Genomic DNA, 16,336 nt, shown 5'->3' with positions numbered 1-16,336 from the left:
CTGAATTGCACCTTCGCTCAGGTGATCGACGCAACCGCCGGAGGGCGTGTATCCACAGCCGGCAGCGCTTCGATCGCATCGAATCCGCTCTCGGGGGAGGGCTGATTCGATGGACGCAGTATGCGCCTGCCGGCGCGGGCCAAATAGAGTGATTATTGGGGGCTTGTGTGACGGGCTGTGATGAAATCGGGGTGGGCTTAACATTTGCGCAATGAATTCGCGTTTTGGTCCTGAGCCTGGGCGGCGAGCATAAAAAAAGAGCCCCAGATGGGGCCCCCAATTTGCACCTTCGCTCAGGAGACCAACGCGCAGGCCAGAAGGGGTAGGTAATTTCCAACAGAACCCGCGCGCTGATCATGCCAGATCAGGACTCTTGCGAGCCCTGGCTGCTGACGGAAACCAGTATGCCGTTTTGTTTCGGGGCCGGATATTTGGATTTGTTGTGTTTTATGTGACGCTATGTGACCCGGACGGGATTGGCCGTTATCATGACGCAGTGCAAACAATCATGGCGCGCCGGCCGTGAACGGCGATCGATGGACGCCGCGCCGGCCCGTCTTTCAAGGGGAACAGCGTGGACAAGCATTACCCGGTGATCGATACCCGCAGCATTGTGATGCGTTGGGGCGATATGGATGCCGTCGGGCATTTGAACAATACCTATTATTTCCGCTATTTGGAGCAGATCCGCCTGGATTGGTTGGAAAGCCTGGGTCACGGCATCGACCCTAACGGTTGCGGCCCGGTGCTGGCGGGCACCGCCTGCGTGTTTCGCAAGGAGATCACCTATCCCGCCACGCTGGACATTACCATCGAACTGGAAAAACTGGGACGCAGCAGCTTGAAGCTGCGGCATCATTTTTATCGGCGCGACGATCCCGGCGTGGTCTACGCCAGCGGCGAGGTGACGCTGGTGTGGGTGGACTACCAGGCGGGCAAGTCGGTATCCATTCCCGAGGACATCCGCGAGGCGGTGGAGACGGCGGCACAGTCCGCCGCCTGAGGCGACCGCCTCTGTTTTCGCCCCCGTCGCCTTGGCGCGACGGGGGGGGGTTCGCGGCCGGCGCAAGCCGGGCCGTCTGCTCGCCTCAGTTTCGCTGCGGCAGTTTGTTGCGCATCAGATCGCGCATCAGAAAGCGGCTGGGGTGGGTGGCTTGCATCAGGCTGCGGGCCACAGGGGCCGGCTCGTCCTCCAGCAGGGCCGCGAGGATTTCGCCCGACAGCGGCGCGGTGATCATGCCGCGCGAGCCATGGGCGGTGTTGACGTAGAGGCCGTCTATCCAGGGCGAGGCGGCGCTCAGCTTCAGCGAGGCGTCCTTGCTCAGCGGCAAATAGGCGTCGATCAGGCTTTGCGCGTGGGCGACCGGCCCGACGATGGGCAGGTAGTCCGGGCTGGTGCAGCGCAGCGCGGCGCGCCCGGCCAGGGCTTTGTCCAGCAGGCCTTCGCCGCCCAAGGCCTGGTACAAGCTGGGCGCGAGTCCCGCCAGCATCTGCAGGTTTTCCTGATGCTCGAACAGGTTGACGCCGAGGTCTTCGGTGTTGAATTTGAAGGTGGCGCCCAGACAGTGTTCGCCGAAGCGGGCCGGGGAGATGTAGCCCTCGCCGCACAGCACGGTGCGCAGCGCTTCGCTGCTCGCGGTGGCGCGCGCCACGGTGACCTGGCCGCGAATCTTTTTCAAGGGCAGGTGCTGGGTGGCGTCGAACGCGCCGGTTTCCGCCGCTCCGGCCAGAATGACCACGGAACCGATGGCCACCGATCCTTCATCGCCGATGGCGACCCAGCTTTTGTCCAGCGGGTTGTAGTCCAGCTCCACGATGGTGCGGCTGGTGCGGACTTGGATATTGGGATGCTCCACCAGTTTGCGCACCAGCGCGGGCGGGTTGACCCAGCCGCCCTGAGGGAAGAACAGCCCGCCGTGTTGCAGTTCCATGCCGGCCAGCTCGCTGGCTTCCCGAGCGTCGACCGGACGCAGGAAGTCGGCGCCGAAACCGGCCGCGGCCAGCCCTTGCTGGCGTTCCGCCTCGGCCGCGTCGTAGGCCAGTTGCAGTACGCCGCAGCCGCGCCAGTGCGCGTCGTCTTCCGGCAATTGGGTTTTCAAGGTGCGCAGGCTGTAGCCGTAACCGGACAGGATCAAACGGGTCAGCGGGGTGAAGTGCGGCGACAGCTTGGTGTACAACACGCCCTGCGGGTTGCCGGAGGCGCCGCGGGCCAGCTCGGGCAGGCGCTCCACCACGGTTACCTGCCAGCCGCGGCAGGCCAGGCTGTAGGCGCTGGCGGCGCCGGCGATGCCGCCGCCGATGACGATGGCGCTGCGTTCCCCGTGCCGCCGCGCCGGACGGGCAAACCAAGGCGGCGACCACTCGCCGGCGGGCGGAGTTTGCAAATGGCCGTGGCTCATTTCCCGCTTATGGCCGAAGCCGGCGGTCTTGCCGACGGCGAAGCCGGCCTCGCTCAAGCCGCGGCGCACGAAGCCGGCGCTGGTGAAGGTGGCGAAGGTGGCGCCGGGCGCGGAAAGCCGCGCCATGGTCTGGAACAGTTCCGGCCGCCACATGTCCGGGTTCTTGGACGGGGCGAAGCCGTCGAGAAACCAGGCGTCGACGCGCGCGTCCACTTCCGGCAGCACCTCCAGCACGTCGCCGATCAACAAGGTCAGCGTGACGCGGCCCTGGCTCAGCAGCAGCCGGTGCCAGCCCGGGGGCAGGGCCTGGTATTGGGCCAGCAGTTGCCGAGCCAGTCCGGCGAGCTGGGGCCAGAGCGCCAGCGCCTGGGTCAGATCGCGCGGGGTCAGCGGAAATTTCTCCGCGCTGATGAAGTGCAGCCGCGTATCGGCCGGCGCGTATTGCAGGAAGCACTCCCACGCGCACAGGAAGTTCAGGCCGGTGCCGAAGCCGGTTTCGGCGATGGTGAAGTGGCCGCCGGCGGACAGCTCGGCGAAGCGTTCGGCCAAGCGGTTGTGCCGCAGGAAGACATGGCGGGTTTCGTCCAGGCCGGAAGCGCGGGAAAAGTAGACGTCGCCGAATGCGAGGGAAACCGGTTGACCGTCTTGCCAGTCAAGTTGAGCGTGTGGGGTCATGCGCGCGGAGTCGGGGCGCGGCGCGGCGCCGCGGATGAATTAGGATGTTCTGATGATACCGCAGTTTTGCGCCGCGATCAGCGCCGCTCCGCGCGGCGGGCTTCGAATCGGTTCTCAGGCGATCTGCGCGGCGGCAAGGTCCAGTCGTTCCGGAGCCAGGCTGTCCAGCCGCAGGGGCATGGCCTCGGCCAGTTGCGGATAGTGTTTGCCCAGCGAGCGGTAATAGAGCGGATCGTAGTGCTTGGCCAGCAACTCCGCCACCAGGGCGTCGAAGCGCCCGGCCCGGATCATCTGGTTCCAGGCGTCCAGCTGTTCGCCGGAGTGCAGCCCTTTCAGGAAGCCCAGCTGGCGGATCAAGGCCTCCGGGTCTTGCAGGTAGAAGGCGTAATCTTCCAGCAGGAAGCGCACGCGCTCCGCCAAGGGCACGTCGATCAGCAGGCAGTCTCCTTGGTGCATCTGGCGGTAGAGCGCGTCGGGCAGGCTGACGAAGCCCACTTTCTTGCTTTCCGCCTCGATGAATACCGGGCGGTTGGGGTCCAGGCCGCGAATCTGTTGCAGCAGCAAGGTGTCGAACCATTTTTGCGGCGGCTGGGGCTGGTCCGGCAGCCGGCCCAATACCGAGCCGCGGTGATTGGCCAGTTGCTCCAGATCCAGCACCTGGTGGCCGGCGCGCGCCAGCGCCTGCAGCAAGCGGCTCTTGCCGGAGCCGGTGGGGCCGCAGATCACGCGCAGCCTGAGCTGGCCGGGCAGCTCTTCCAGCCATTGCAGCGCCTGGCGGCGGTAAGCTTTGTAGCCGCCCTCCAGCTGATGCGCGGGCCAGCCTATCTGGGCGAAGATCAGCGCCATGGAGCCGGAGCGCTGGCCGCCGCGCCAGCAGCAGATCAACGGACGCCAGGACTTGGGCCGGTCGGAGAAACTTTCTTCGATATGGCGGGCGATGTTCTTGGCGGCCAGCGCGGCGCCGACCTTGCGAGCTTCGAACGGAGACACCTGTTTGTACAGGGTGCCGACGCGAATTCGCTCATCGTTGTCCAGAACCGGGCAATTAATGGCGCCGGGAATATGATCCTCGGCAAATTCTGCCGGGGAGCGGACGTCGATGATCTCGTCAAACTGCCCAAGCTGTGATACGTTCGCGACCTTGAAAAGCATAAATATGGCGGAGTCCGCAAATGGCTGAAATCAAATTGACGCAATTGTCTCACGGCGGTGGCTGCGGCTGCAAAATTGCCCCGGCGGTGCTGGAGTCCATTTTGTCGACGGCCAAGGAAAAGATGGCCTTTCCCAATCTGTTGGTGGGAGCGGAAACCAGCGACGACGCCGCGGTGTATCAGCTGAACGCCTCGCAGGCGATTGTGGCGACCACCGACTTCTTCATGCCCATCGTCGACGACGCCTATGATTTCGGCCGCATCGCCGCCACCAACGCGCTGTCGGACATTTACGCGATGGGCGCGACGCCCATCATGGCGCTGGCCATCGTCGGCATGCCGGTGAAGGTGCTGCCGGTGGAAACCATCCGCGACATTCTTTCCGGCGGCGAATCGGTATGCCACGCGGCCGGCATCCCGCTCGCCGGCGGCCATTCCATTGATTCCCCGGAGCCGATCTACGGCCTGGTGGCCTTGGGCGTGGTGCATCCGGACCAGCTCAAGCGCAACAGCGAGGCGCGCGACGGCGACGTGCTGATCCTGGGCAAGGGCCTGGGCGTCGGCGTGCTGGCGCAGGCGATGAAAAAAGGGGAGCTGGACGACAAGGGCTACCAGGCCTTGATCGCCTCCACCACCAAATTGAACACCGTGGGCGCGGAACTGGCGGCCATGGACGGCGTGCACGCGCTGACCGACGTCACCGGCTTCGGCCTGCTCGGCCATGCCCTGGAGGTGTGCAAGGGCGCGAAGCTGGCGGCGCACATCGATATGGCCGAGGTGCCTGTGATCGAGGAGGCGCGCGCTTTCGCGGAGCAAGGCTGCGGCCCGGGCGCGATCGAGCGCAATCTGGCCAGCTTCGGCGAGCATGTCGATTTCGGCGCGGAACTGCCGGAGTGGCAGCTGCGCTTGCTGGCCGATCCGCAGACCAGCGGCGGCTTGCTGGCGGCGGTGGCGCCGGAGCAGGCGGACGAAGTCCTGGCGCGTTTCCAGCGCGCCGGCTTCGGCTATGCCGCCAAGATCGGCCGTCTGGCCGCGGGCGAGGCCCGCGTCATCGTTCGCTGAGCGGCGCGACGTGGACGACGCCCATCCGCAGAGCCCGCCGCTGGTCGCCCGCGACCGGCCTTTGGCGGAACTGGCGCGGCTGGCGCCGGGGAGAGTGGGCGGCGCGCGCCGCTCCTGCGCCGGCGACGTTTCTATCCCGTGGTTCGACGGCAGCGTGGCGGCGGGCTTCCCGTCGCCGGCCGACGACTATCTCGAGCGTTCGCTCAATCTCAACGACTTCCTGATCCAGCACCCGGACACCAGTTTCTTCGTGCGCGTCGCCGGCGACGCCATGGCCGGGGCCGGCATTTTCGACGGCGACCTGCTGATCGTCGATCGCCTGCTGCCGCCGCGCCACAACGATGTGGTGGTGGCGGTGGCGGGCGACGAATTCCTGGTGCGCCGCTTGCACCTGAGCCCCGGTCAAGTCTGCTTGCGCGCCGCGCAGCCGGGCTACGCCGATTTGCAGGCGGAGGCCGGCGTCGAGATCTGGGGCGTGGTCAGCTCAGTGGTGCGCTCGCTGCGCTGACCTTGCCGGCGCGGCTTAGAACCTATTTAAAGTCTTGCGAGCCAGGGCGAGACAAGGCGAAAACCGCCGAGAAAGCCGAATGCGCATAGGGGATGGGGCCTTGGCGGTTTTCAGCGCCGTATCGCCGAAGCGAGGCAGGCTTTGAACCGTTTCTTAAAAGGTCCAGCGCAGGCTGAACGTGGTGACGGCGACCCGCGTCTTGTGCGGGGTGTAATCCATCTTGGGCACATAGCCCACTTCCAGCGCCAGCTTGCGGGTGCCGATGCTGAGCATGGGGAAAACGACCATCTGCTTGACGCCGGAGCCGTCCAGATAGCCGGCCAATAGCGTGGTGCCGGCGTAGAGCGGGCTGGACCCCAGCTGCCATTCCTTGCGCCAGCCGCCGGCGACGAACCAGGCCGTTTCGCGGAAGGAGTCGCGATAAGAGCCGACGCGTCCTATCCAGCGACCGTCCGCGTCGTTGCCCAGCGGCGCCCATTCCAGTCCCAGGCCGGGGTTTTCCCCGTTGAAATCGCAACGTTTGCCGCTGCATTGGCTGTGTATCGACGCGCCGTAGGCCAGCAAGGAAAGGTCGTTGTCGGCGTGGGCCAGGGCACAGGCGGTGAATATAAGGCTGGCGGCCAGTAATGGCTTCATGGAGATACCCCTTTGAGATTGGATAAGCGATTTCGCTAGTCAGGCGGCTCGGGACTTGGGTGGGCGGCTCTTGTTTGGGCCGGTCCGGTTCCGCTCTTGATTTAATGCATAGATTAAATTTTTTGCCGACGCCATAAATAAAATGCGCCTGAGGCAAAATCGGGATCAAGATCGACGGCGAGGAGGCTTGAAAAGCAACTGGCCATGCCCAGATAGTGTTTATCAATGTTCCGAAGGAGCCACTCCATGCGATTCGACAAGCTGACGACCAAGTTCCAGCAGGCGCTGGGGGATGCCCAGAGCCTGGCCCTGTCTCAAGACCATGCCTATATCGAGCCGCAGCATCTGCTGCTGGCCATGCTGGACGACGCCGACGGCGGCATCGCCGGCCTGCTGGCGCGCGCCGGCGTCAACGTGCCCGGTTTGAAGGGCGCGCTGAACCAGTCTTTGCAGCGGCTGCCGCGGGTACAGGGCAACGGCGGCGAGATCACCGTGTCGCGCGATCTGGCCAATCTGCTGAACCTGAGCGACAAGGCGGCGATGAAGCTGGGCGACGAGTTCATCGCCAGCGAGCTGTTCCTGTCGGCGCTGAGCCAGGACAAGGGCGAAGCCTCGCGGCTGTTGAAAGAGCACGGCGGCCAGCCGGCGGCGATCCAGGCCGCGATTGACGCGGTGCGCGGCGGCGAAAGCGTGTCCAGCCAAGACGCGGAGAGCCAGCGCGAAGCCTTGAAGAAGTACACCCAGGACCTGACCGAACGCGCGCGTCAGGGCAAGCTGGACCCGGTGATAGGCCGCGACGACGAGATCCGCCGCGCCATCCAGGTGTTGCAGCGCCGCACCAAGAACAATCCGGTGCTGATAGGCGAGCCGGGCGTCGGCAAGACCGCCATCGTCGAAGGCCTGGCCCAACGCATCGTCAACGGCGAAGTGCCGGAAAGCCTGAAAAACAAGCGGCTGCTGGTGTTGGACCTGGCCGCGCTGATCGCCGGCGCCAAATTCCGCGGCGAGTTCGAGGAGCGGCTGAAGGCGGTGCTCAGCGACCTGGCCAAGGACGACGGCCAGACCTTGATCTTCATCGACGAAATCCACACCCTGGTGGGCGCGGGCAAGGCCGACGGCGCGATGGACGCCGGCAATATGTTGAAGCCGGCGCTGGCGCGCGGCGAACTGCACTGCATCGGCGCCACCACGCTGGACGAATACCGCCGCTACATCGAGAAGGACGCGGCGCTGGAGCGTCGTTTCCAGAAAGTGCTGGTCGGCGAGCCGTCGGTGGAGGACACCATCGCCATTCTGCGCGGCTTGCAGGAAAAGTACGAGATTCACCATGGCGTGGACATCACCGACCCGGCCATCGTCGCCGCCGCCGAGCTGTCGCAGCGCTACATCACCGACCGCTTCCTGCCGGACAAGGCCATCGACCTGATTGACGAGGCCGCCAGCCGCATCAAGATGGAGCTGGACTCCAAGCCGGAAGAAATGGACAGATTGGACCGCAGGCTGATCCAGCTGAAGATCGAGCGCGAGGCGGTGAAGAAGGAAAGCGACGAGGCTTCGCAGAAACGGCTCAAGCTGATCGAGGACGAGATCGCCGAATTGTCGCGCGCCTATGCCGACCTGGACGAGATCTGGAAGGCGGAAAAGGCCGCGCAGCAGGGTTCGCAGAGCATCAAGGAGGAAATCGAGCGTCTGAAGGTGGAGATGGAGGACCTGAAGCGCAAGGGCGACTGGCAGAAACTGGCGGAGCTGCAGTACGGCAAGCTGCCGCAGCTGGAGGCGCGGCTGCAGGACGCGGAAGTGGCCGGCGCCGGCGAGCAGGCCAAGCCCAATCGCTTGCTGCGCACCCAGGTGGGCGCGGAGGAGATCGCGGAAGTGGTCAGCCGCGCCACCGGCATCCCGGTGTCCAAGATGCTGGAGGGCGAGCGCGACAAGCTGTTGCGCATGGAGGAGGTGCTGCACCGGCGCGTGGTGGGGCAGGACGAGGCGGTCAGCGCGGTGGCCGACGCCATCCGTCGCTCCCGTTCCGGCCTGGCCGATCCCAACAAGCCTTACGGCTCCTTCCTGTTCCTGGGGCCGACCGGCGTGGGCAAGACCGAGCTGTGCAAAACCTTGGCCGGCTTTATGTTCGACAGCGAGGATCACCTGATCCGCATCGACATGTCTGAGTATATGGAGAAGCATTCGGTGTCCCGCTTGATCGGCGCGCCGCCGGGCTACGTCGGCTACGAGGAGGGCGGGTATCTGACCGAGCAGGTGCGCCGCAAGCCGTATAGCGTGATCCTGCTGGACGAGGTGGAGAAAGCGCATCCGGACGTGTTCAACATCCTGCTGCAAGTGCTGGACGACGGCCGCCTGACCGACGGCCAGGGCCGCACCGTGGACTTCAAGAACACCGTGGTGGTGATGACGTCCAATATCGGCAGCCAGCAGATCCAGGCGATGGACACCGACGACTATCAGGTGATCAAGCTGGCGGTGATGGCGGAGGTGAAAACCCAGTTCCGGCCCGAGTTCATCAACCGCATCGACGAGGTGGTGGTGTTCCACGGCCTGGGCGAGCAGCACATCAAGTCCATCGCCCGCATCCAGCTCAAGAGCCTGGAAGGCCGGCTGGCCAAGCTGGACCTGGATTTGCAGGTCAGCGAGGAGGCGTTGGCCTTGTTGTCCGAGGCGGGCTTCGATCCGGTCTACGGCGCGCGCCCCTTGAAGCGGGCGATCCAGTCCGAACTGGAAAATCCGCTGGCCAAGGCGATTCTGGCCGGCAAGTACCCGCCCAAGTCCACCATTCTGGTGGAGGCGCGGGACGGCCATCTGAGTTTCGCCTGAACTTGGGTCCGCTCGTAAAAAAAGCCCGGGAATCCGGGCTTTTTCTTTGCGCGGCGGGCTCAGCCTCGGTCGGGGCGGAGAAAGCAGGCGGACATGTGGTCGTTGACCACGCCGCAGGCTTGCAGATAGGCGTAGATCACCGTGCTGCCGACGAAATTCATGCCGGCCTTCTTCAAGGCCTTGCTGACTCGGTCGGACAGCTCGGTGCTGGCGGGCACCCGCTCGTCGTCGCGGCGGCGCAAGATCGGCCGGCCGTCCACATGCGCCCACAGCCAGTCGGCGAAGCTGCCGTGTTGTTGCTGCATCTGCAGAAACACCTTGGCGTTGCGGATGGCGCTCCGGATCTTCAGCCGGTTGCGCACGATGCCGGCGTCCTGCATCAGCCGCTCGACGTCGCCGTCGTCCATCGCCGCCACCTTGACCGGGTCGAAGCCGTGGAAGGCGCGGCGGTAGCCGTCGCGCTTGCGCAGGATGGTGATCCAGGACAGGCCGGCCTGCGCGCCTTCCAGGATCAGCATCTCGAACAGCTTGCGGTCGTCGCGTTCCGGCCGTCCCCATTCCTCGTCGTGGTAGGCGACGTAGAGCGGGTCGTCGCCGCACCAGGCGCAGCGGGTCTGAGCCGGCATCAGCGGTTATGCAGCAGGATGTCGCACTGCAGCCCCACTTTTTGCAGGCCGGTGCGGCTTTGCAGATTGATCACCAGCGGATTGCGGATGTTCGCCTTCATCGTGGACAGCGCCGGGTGCTGCTCATCGGCCTGATTGCTCAGCATCAGCAGGATGGCCACGTCCTGCGGCTGCTGCAATTGCAGCTCGCCGACTTCGGCGTCGTCCAGTTCGATCTCGTAGCGGATGTCCAGCGCTTCCGGCGTGGTGATGCTGAAGATGACGCCGGGGTCGTCCAGCGATTGCATCCAGAACACCTGGGGCTGAGCCTGGGTGGCGTTGTGAAACAGCTTGAAGCGGGTGCAGTTCTCCAGCGCGGGAATGCCGCGCGGGAAGGTGATGACGGTGCTCTCGTCGATATCGACTTGGCCGAGCTGGCTGGACTGGAACCGCATGGCGTGCCTCCTGGCGTGACAATGCTCTCATTATGCATGGCGGCGACGGCAATTGCACAAGCGTAAAGCCGCCGCGCGGGAAGTTTGCAAGCCGTGGTTGTGGGCGCGGGCTTATCGGCCTATATCAATATTACTCGAATGTCGTATTTAAATTGGGTTGCGGCCGGCCGGCAGGGCGCCCGCGCGCGACGCTAAGGGGGAGATCCCATGGGCTTGCCAGCAAAGCGGTTTCTGATTCTGGAAGACCAACTGGTGCTGCGGAAACTGATTTCCCGCCAGGCCAGCTTCTTTAGCCGTTACGAAGTGGCCATCGACGAGTTCAGCGACCCGGCCGAGGCGCTGCGCAGCATAGGCGAGAACCACTACGATCTGATCGTCACCGACATCGGCATGCCGGGCATGAACGGCATCGACTTCATCAAACACGTGGCCTTGCTTGGCTACCGGGCGGCCTTGCTGATCATTTCCGGCTACGACGGCAAAACCCTGAACACCATCAGCGAGATGGCTTGCAGCCTGGGCATAGGCAGCACCCGTTTCCTGTCCAAGCCGTATTCGGCGGAATCCTTCCTCACCGCGCTCAACAGCGTGTTCAACGATCTGGAGCGCGCCTATCAGGTGCAGCAACTGGATGTGGAGGGCTTTTTCGCCGACGTCTGTTCCGGCGAGTTCAAATTGGAGGTGGAGCCCATTCTGGGGCTGCCCGGTCACCGGCTCGCCGGCTTCGACGTGACGGCGCTGATCCGGCCGCAAGGGCGGGTGGAGTGGAGCGCCGGCCTGTTCAGCGTGCTGGCGCGCCGCAAGGGGATTTCCGCGCTGGTGCTGGAAGAGCTGGTGGCGCGCATCGCCGGCCTGCTGGCCGGGCTGCGTCAGCAAGGACTGGGCGAGGAGTGCGGTTTCAACGTGCGCATAGACAAGGCCTGTCTGGAGAGCGAAAACCTGTTCGATCACTGCCACGCGCTGTTGCAGCAGCGCGGGGTGTCGCCGCGCTTGCTGGGTTTTGAGCTGGCCGAAGGCCTGGGCCAGCAGTCGCCGGCCCAGGCCTTCGAGAACGTCGCCAAGATCAAGTACCTGGGTTTCCGGCTGATCGCCGATCATTTCGGCGCCGGATCGCTGACCCAGAGCAATATGCTCAAGCTGCCGTTCGATCACGTGAACATCCCCGTCGAATCCCTGCAATGGATACGCGCGATGCTGGGCGCTGACCCGCAGGCGCTGCGCTTCTTGCGCATCTACGGCCTGCCGCCCGGGGCGATCACCGCCAGCGGCGCGGATGAGGAAGAGGACGTGAGCCTGGCGCAGGAAATGGGCTGCCCCTGCGTGCAGGGCGCTTATATGGCCTTGCCGGTGCGCGAGAACGAATTGAGCGATTATTTGCGGCGGAGCCAGGAAACCGCGGCGGCGGAAGGAGGCGCGGGATGAGCGTTGCGGCGGTGGACTTTTCGCGGATGCGGATACTGGTCGTGGACGACCAGACTCTGGTGCGTTCATTGATCAGCCAGGCTTTGCAGACCATGGGCGTGCGTTCCGACGCCATCTTTCAAACCGCGGACGGCACCGCGTCGATGCGTTTGCTGGACATCCGCATGGTGGACCTGGTGCTGTGCGACGTGCAGATGGCGCCGATGAACGGCATGGACCTGCTCAAGGAATTGCGCTGCGGCCACACCATGAATCCTTCCAACCTGCCGTTCGTGTTTTTGTCCGGGCACGCGGACCGCAGCAATGTGGTGCTGGCCAGCCAGCTGCACGCCGACGGCTTCGTGGTCAAGCCGCCGAAGCCGGCCGACGTCGAAAAGGCGATCGTGGCGGCGATGCAGCGCAAACGGCCGGAAATCGATCCCTTCAGCTATTACGGCGTCGCCACCGGCACCGAATACGACCGCAAGGTTTTTGGCCGGCTGTTCGACGCCCCGGCGCTGCCCGAGGCGCCGCCGGGCACCTCGGTCAGCTTGCTGACGGTCAAGGCGGGGGCGGTGCTGGCCCAGGACCTGCACAGCAAGCAGGGCCATTTGCTGCTGCCGCGCGGCGCGGCCATTTCCGCCAACCAGATCGCGGTGCTGCGCGATTTCAGCGATCGCTACGGCGTGTTGCGCTTGTTCGTCGAGGAAGTGTCCGAGACCGAAGCCGAGTCTTCCCGTGAACATTGAGTGGTCGTCGATGAAGTTTTCCAGGCCGCGTCAGGAGCACATCAAATCCATTCGCCGCGCGGTGATCCTGATCGTCCTATTGTTGGGCGTGTTGCAGACCGGCGCCATTCTGCGCCTGCTGAACGAGTCCTGGGAATCCTACCGCACGGCCCGGCACGTGGCCGAGCTCAATCGAGACATTTCCGGCTTGTATCAGGCGGTCAGCGCGGAGAACCTGGAAAGCGGCAAGCTGCGCCTGCTGCTGACGGCCAAATCGCCGCCCACGCCGCAGCAATGGGACGAGCTGAAGCGGCTGGCCCGCGACACCGACGCCAAATTCGTGCTGGCCTTGGCCGCCATTCCCGTCATGTCCGGGGCGGACGCCGCCAGCCAGACCCGCTTGCGCAATCTGGCCCACGATTTCAAAGTGCTGCGCGATGAGGCGACGGTCCTGCTGCGCCAGCCGGACTTCCAGAACGAGTCGTTGAGCAATCTGCTGTACCTGGCCACCGCGCGGATGCGCAACGAGGCCGGCGGCATCCTGGCCGCGGACATGGCGCAACTGGCCAGCCAGGGCGATCCCACCCTCAACAGCCTGATGATGATCAAGCAGAGCCTGTGGCAGCTGGGCGGCCAATTGCGCGGCAACGCGGTGGCCTTGATCATGCGCGAGCAGCTGGGGCACCGGATGAACCGCGACATTGAGGACGATCTGGCCTTCCGCCTCAGTTCCGCCATGGTCATGGTGGAGCAGCTGCGGCCGGTGATCCTGGGGGTGCACGACGATGCGCTGAAGGCCGCGTTCACCAATCTGACCACCTTGACGCTGAAGCTGCAGCTGGTGGTCAAGCTGCAGTACGAACAGATAGACGGCGTCCAGTCCTTCCGCCAGGCCACGGATTTTCGGGCCAGCCTGATGGAGCTGGACGAGGAGTTGCGGCGCACCTTCGGCATGGTGGAGAAGATGACGGCCGAGCGCATAGACGACAGCCGGCGCACCTATCTGTTCCGCATGGTGCGCGACGGCCTGTTCGGCGTGTTGGCGCTGGGCCTGGTGCTGGTCTTGCTGTACTACATGGTGCGCCGTGTGCTGCGGCCGCTGTCCGCCTTGAAGCATATGCTGGACGCCTCCGGCGACGCGGTGTTGATCGTCAGCCGCAACGGGCGGATCGAAATCGCCAACGCCGGCGCCGGCAAGATGTTCGGCTATCCGCAGGCGGCGCTGCACGGCATGTCGGCATACAGCCTGCTGGAGATGCCGGGCGGCGCCGCGCATCTGACCCAGGCGCTGAACGATCAGGAAACGGTGGCCTTGGCCGGGGAGGGCTTGGCCGCCAGCGGCGAGCGCTTCTATGTGGCGATCTCGCTCAGTCAGTTCAGAGACAGCCGCGACCAGGGCTGGCGCATGCTGACGGTGCGCAACGAGCAGCAAAGGCGGCAGGCCGAAACCTCGCTGGAGCGCAGCGTCGAGCTGTTGTCGGCGATTTCGGTGGTGGAGGGCATGCTGTTGGCGCGGGAGCCGCGCGACAAGGTGTTCGAGGAACTGCATCGCGTGTTCTGCCACCATACCGGCGCCCGCGAGTGCCTGTTGGTGGCCTGGTCGCCCTTGGACGAGGCCGGGCAGTCGCTGCGTTTGCAGGCCGGCCGCTGGCCGCCGGAATTGCCGTCGCTGCAGGAGGTGACGCACGCGGCCGCGCCGCTCAGCCAGCTGTTCCAGTTGCTCAGCGAACGCTCCACCTGGATCTCCCTGCCGGTGATGTTGGGCGGCGATGTCGCCGCCGCGGTGTGCATGCAGCAGCCGGACGTGTTCCGGCTGGGAGTGGGCATGCAGCCCTTGATCGGCGCTTACGCCAACATCCTTGGCTTTTACGACGAGGAGGCGCGACGCAAGGTGTCGGAAGCGCAATTGCGCACCGTGCTGCAGGAGGAGGAGGCGGTGTTCGCCTCGTCCCCGGTGGGTTTGCTGCGCCTGAACGAGCAATTGCAGATCTCCCGCTCCAACCAGACGGCGGAAATGATCTTCGACGTCGGCGACTACGGCCTGGTCGGCATGCACTTGATGGAGCTGATGGCGTCGGATCAAGGCTGGATCGAATTGACCGAACATTTGCAGCAAATGCGGCAGGGCACCCGCATTCACTGCGAACTGGAGTGCCTGACCGGCGCCGGCCTCCCGATCTGGGTGTTGTTCGAAGGCCAGATGGTGGCGACGGAAACGGTGGAGGGCGTGATGATCCTGGCCTGCCTGGACATCACCGAGCGCAAGATGGCCGAATTCGAGCTGCGCATGGCGCGGGACCAGGCCAATGCCGCCAACCGCGCCAAGAGCGCCTTCCTCGCCACCATGAGCCACGAAATCCGCACGCCGATGAACGGGGTGCTGGGCATGCTGGAACTGCTGAACATGACCCGGCTGGACGGCGAGCAGCGGGACGCGGTGGCGACGATACACGATTCCGCGCACACGCTGCTGCGGCTGATCGACGACATCCTGGATTTCTCCAAGATCGAGGCCGACAAACTGGAAATCGTCACCGCGCCCACGGCGACGCGGCCGTTTCTGGAGAGCATCCGCAGCCTGTACCAGGAAAACGCCTACAAGAAGGGGCTGGATTTCCAGCTGGAAGTGGATGAACAGTTGGCGCCGACGCTGGTGCTGGACCCGCTGCGCGTCCGGCAGATTTTGCAGAACTTCATCAGCAACGCGATCAAGTTCACCGCTCAGGGCGGCGTGACGATACGCGTCAAGGTGCTCAGCACCATGGCCAATTACCAGTCGCTCAGCTTCGAAGTGGAGGACAGCGGCATCGGCATGTCCGAGGACAGCCTGTCCAGGCTGTTCCAGCCTTTCACCCAGGCGGACTCGGACACCACCCGGCGCTTCGGCGGCACCGGCCTGGGCCTGGCCATCTGCCGGCGGCTGGCCGGGCTGATGGGCGGCCACGTGGAGCTGGAGAGCGAGCTGGGCAAGGGCAGTTGCGCGCGCCTATTGCTGGAGGCGGAGTGGTCGGAGCAGGTGGTGGCTCCGGTCAGCCTGCCCCAGGTCCACGTGCCGGCGGAGACGCCGCGCGAGGAGGAGGTCGAGACGGCGGCGCCGTCGCCGGAGCAGCGGCTGCTGCCCATTCTGTTCGCCGAGGACAATCCGACCAACCGCAAGCTCACGCTCAAGCAGCTGGACAAGCTGGGCTATTCGGCGGAATGGGCCGAAGACGGCGAACAGGCCTTCGCCAAATGGCAGTCCGGCCGCTACTCGATGATTCTGACCGATTGCCATATGCCGGGCATAGACGGCTATCAACTGGCCCGGCTGGTGCGCGCGCGAGAGCAGGAGGAGCCGGAACGCGGCCATATTCCCATCGTCGCCTGCACCGCCAACGCCGCCAAGGAAGAGCTGGACAAGACCCGGGACGCCGGCATGGACGATTTTCTGACCAAGCCGCTGTCGATCGCGGAGCTGTCCGCCGCCCTGCAACGCTGGACGGCGGCGGAGGGCGCGCGCGAGGCGGCGTCTCCGCCGGCCGCCGCCGTCGAGTCCGAGGGCGGGCCGGTGGACCGTTCCGTGTTGCAGGTGTACAGCAACGGCGATCTGCAGGTGGAGCTGGAAATCCTGCGCGACTTCCAGCAGGGCAACGCCGAGGACGTGGGCGAGCTGCGCAGCGCCATCGCCGACGGCTCCAGCGACCGCGTCAGCTTCGCCGCCCACCGGGTCAAGGGCGCCAGCCGCATGGTGGGCGCCAACGCGCTGGGCGCGGCCGCCGAAGCGGTGGAAAAAGCCGGCAAGGCGCAGTCGCTGGAACAGGTGGCGGCCTTGATGCCGGCCTTCGACGCCGCGTTGGCCGAGTTTGAGGCCTGGTTGGCCAGGCAGAATGAAACCAACCCGGCCTAAGAAC

Annotated in this window: 12 protein-coding genes; 7 read left to right on the top strand and 5 right to left on the bottom strand. The window is 65.1% G+C overall.

Features of this window, described 5'->3' with window-relative positions:
• Nucleotides 1–574: 574 nt before the first annotated feature.
• Nucleotides 575–1,003, top strand: a complete 429-nt coding sequence (locus tag JW897_RS05330; protein WP_048413929.1) for an acyl-CoA thioesterase — start codon at nt 575–577, stop codon at nt 1,001–1,003.
• Between the two features lie 85 nt (nt 1,004–1,088).
• On the opposite strand, the gene mnmC is transcribed toward JW897_RS05330, so the two are convergent.
• Together mnmC and mnmH are read right to left on the bottom strand one after the other, a co-directional pair.
• On the bottom strand, nt 1,089–3,074 hold the full coding sequence (mnmC, locus tag JW897_RS05325; protein ID WP_205465395.1) for a bifunctional tRNA (5-methylaminomethyl-2-thiouridine)(34)-methyltransferase MnmC2/FAD-dependent 5-carboxymethylaminomethyl-2-thiouridine(34) oxidoreductase MnmC1: 1,986 nt from the start codon (nt 3,072–3,074) through the stop codon (nt 1,089–1,091).
• Between the two features lie 114 nt (nt 3,075–3,188).
• On the bottom strand, nt 3,189–4,226 hold the full coding sequence (gene mnmH / locus JW897_RS05320; protein ID WP_205465394.1) for a tRNA 2-selenouridine(34) synthase MnmH: 1,038 nt from the start codon (nt 4,224–4,226) through the stop codon (nt 3,189–3,191).
• A 20-nt stretch (nt 4,227–4,246) separates the two neighbouring features.
• Between mnmH and selD the strand changes: the two genes are divergently transcribed.
• Both selD and JW897_RS05310 read left to right on the top strand, forming a co-directional pair.
• A complete protein-coding gene (selD, locus tag JW897_RS05315; RefSeq protein ID WP_048413926.1) occupies nt 4,247–5,287 on the top strand; it encodes a selenide, water dikinase SelD in 1,041 nt (346 codons plus the stop codon).
• Nucleotides 5,288–5,297: 10 nt separating this feature from the next.
• Nucleotides 5,298–5,795: a LexA family protein gene (locus JW897_RS05310; protein WP_259044028.1), complete on the top strand. Its 498-nt coding sequence runs from the start codon at nt 5,298–5,300 to the stop codon at nt 5,793–5,795.
• Between the two features lie 153 nt (nt 5,796–5,948).
• On the opposite strand, the gene JW897_RS05305 is transcribed toward JW897_RS05310, so the two are convergent.
• On the bottom strand, nt 5,949–6,431 hold the full coding sequence (locus JW897_RS05305) for a hypothetical protein (RefSeq protein ID WP_205465392.1): 483 nt from the start codon (nt 6,429–6,431) through the stop codon (nt 5,949–5,951).
• Between the two features lie 246 nt (nt 6,432–6,677).
• Here JW897_RS05305 and clpB point away from each other — a divergent pair, with 246 nt between their 5' ends.
• Nucleotides 6,678–9,257: an ATP-dependent chaperone ClpB gene (gene clpB, locus JW897_RS05300; protein WP_205465391.1), complete on the top strand. Its 2,580-nt coding sequence runs from the start codon at nt 6,678–6,680 to the stop codon at nt 9,255–9,257.
• Nucleotides 9,258–9,316: 59 nt separating this feature from the next.
• On the opposite strand, the gene JW897_RS05295 is transcribed toward clpB, so the two are convergent.
• Together JW897_RS05295 and fliW are read right to left on the bottom strand one after the other, a co-directional pair.
• Complete coding sequence (locus tag JW897_RS05295; RefSeq protein ID WP_048413924.1) at nt 9,317–9,883, bottom strand: DNA-3-methyladenine glycosylase I; 567 nt, start codon at nt 9,881–9,883, stop codon at nt 9,317–9,319.
• Nucleotides 9,883–10,317 carry a flagellar assembly protein FliW gene (gene fliW / locus JW897_RS05290; RefSeq protein WP_048413923.1) on the bottom strand — a complete coding sequence of 145 codons (435 nt, stop codon included), beginning with the start codon at nt 10,315–10,317 and terminating at the stop codon, nt 9,883–9,885. Before fliW ends, JW897_RS05295 begins: the two co-directional genes overlap by 1 nt.
• Before the next feature lie 207 nt (nt 10,318–10,524).
• On the opposite strand from fliW, the gene JW897_RS05285 reads away from it, so the two are divergent.
• The 3 genes from JW897_RS05285 to JW897_RS05275 are packed head-to-tail and all read left to right on the top strand — an operon-like array spanning nt 10,525 to nt 16,332.
• Nucleotides 10,525–11,739: an EAL domain-containing response regulator gene (locus JW897_RS05285; protein WP_205465390.1), complete on the top strand. Its 1,215-nt coding sequence runs from the start codon at nt 10,525–10,527 to the stop codon at nt 11,737–11,739.
• Nucleotides 11,736–12,467, top strand: a complete 732-nt coding sequence (locus JW897_RS05280) for a response regulator (protein WP_048413921.1) — start codon at nt 11,736–11,738, stop codon at nt 12,465–12,467. Before JW897_RS05285 ends, JW897_RS05280 begins: the two co-directional genes overlap by 4 nt.
• Nucleotides 12,468–12,477: 10 nt before the next feature.
• Complete coding sequence (locus tag JW897_RS05275) at nt 12,478–16,332, top strand: PAS domain-containing hybrid sensor histidine kinase/response regulator (protein WP_205465389.1); 3,855 nt, start codon at nt 12,478–12,480, stop codon at nt 16,330–16,332.
• Nucleotides 16,333–16,336 lie beyond the last annotated feature (4 nt).

Origin of the sequence: Chromobacterium alkanivorans, from assembly GCF_016937655.1 — a bacterium.
Lineage (GTDB): Bacteria > Pseudomonadota > Gammaproteobacteria > Burkholderiales > Chromobacteriaceae > Chromobacterium > Chromobacterium alkanivorans.
The sequence above is the reverse complement of the archived record's forward strand: the minus strand, read 5'-3'. Positions and strand labels throughout refer to the sequence as shown.